A 1,379-nucleotide genomic window follows, 5' to 3' on the forward strand; every position below is an offset into this window, starting at 1 on the left:
TCAGCGGCCGAGCATCGCCTGCGCGGCTTTCTGCGCGGCGTTCAGCGCCTCCTGCGGGCTCTTCTTGCCGAGCAGCGCGGCCTGGATCTCCGGCGCGAGGACGCCCTGGACCTCACGGGACTTGTCCTGGAGCGGGCCCACGGTCATGCTCGGCAGCGTGGCACCGACCGCCGTCTGCAGGGCGTCGTCCGGGTACAGGTCGCCGCCGGACTTACGGGCCGGGAAGTAGCCCGCGGCCTTCTGGAGACCGGCCGCGTTCTTCGACTCGGCGACGAAGTTCAGCCAGTCGCCGGTGTTCTTCTTGTCGGCGCCCTTCAGCATCGACAGGGCGCCGACCGTGCCGTAGCCGACCGACTCGACGTCCTTCAGCGGCGGCTGGACGACGATGTTCTCCTTGCCCCAGAACGGCTCGACGTCCGCCGGGGTGTTCTGCCAGGTGCAGGCGATCCTGCCCTTGGCAGTCGGGGTCTGCTCCAGCTTGGGCGTGGTCGTGACCAGGTCCTTGTCGGTGTAGCCGCCGTCGACGAGCTTCTTCAGATACGTCAGGGCCTTGACGCCGGCCGCGTCGTTGAAGGTGACGCTCTTGCCGTCCTCGGAGAAGACGTCGCCGCCGGCCTGCCACAGCAGCGGGTAGAAGGTCATGTTCAGCGTCTGCTGGGTGTCACCGCTGTAGCTGGTGGCGTAGTAGCCCTTCTCCTTCAGCTTCGGGGCCAGTGCCTGAAGGTCCGCCCAGCTCGTCGGGTAGTTCTTCTCACCGATCGCGGCGAACACCCGCTTGTCGCAGATCAGCGGGTTGGCGCTGGTCAGGATCGGGGTGGCGAGCGCCTTGCCGTCGATCGTGACGGACTTCAGCGCGAAGTCGGTGTAGTCCGACTTGGCGTCGGACGGCATGTACTCGTCGGCCGGGACGATGCTCTTGGCGTACTTCGGCAGCTGGTCCGGGATCAGGTAGACCGCGTCCGGGCCCTTGCCGGAGGCGATCGCGGTGGCCAGCGCGGTGTCGCGGTTGGCCCACGGGAAGGTTTCCACCTTCACCTTGACTCCCGAGTGCTCCTTCTCGAATGCCTTGACCAGGCCGTCCCAGTACGCCTTGTTCTTGGCCTCGTCGAAGATGACCGGGTAGGTCCACATGGTGACGGTGTTGTCGTCGCCGCTGCCGGAACAGCCGGCCAGCACACCGGCGGCGAGCGCGGTGGCCAGGACGGGGGCGGCGACGGCACGGACTCTGGAACGGCGGGTGAGGAGACGGGACATGAGGTGGTCCTCCGAGGACGTGAGGGCGGGGCCGGGAAGAGGGCCTGTCACTTGGCCGGCACCGTCTGGACGGTGCCGGTGTGCCGGGCACGTTCGGCGGCGAACGCCGCCAGATGACTGCCGAG

1 protein-coding gene is annotated in these 1,379 nt (G+C 67.9%); it reads right to left on the reverse strand.

The genetic code is table 11. The features are described from left to right. The gene (locus ACH4EW_RS32360) at positions 1-1,254 is read right to left on the reverse strand and encodes an ABC transporter substrate-binding protein (RefSeq protein WP_398263121.1); all 1,254 of its coding nucleotides are present in this window, start codon (positions 1,252-1,254) and stop codon (positions 1-3) included. Positions 1,255-1,379: the final 125 nt, after the last annotated feature.

Source organism: Streptomyces sp. NPDC018000 (genome assembly GCF_044328025.1).
GTDB lineage: Bacteria > Actinomycetota > Actinomycetes > Streptomycetales > Streptomycetaceae > Streptomyces.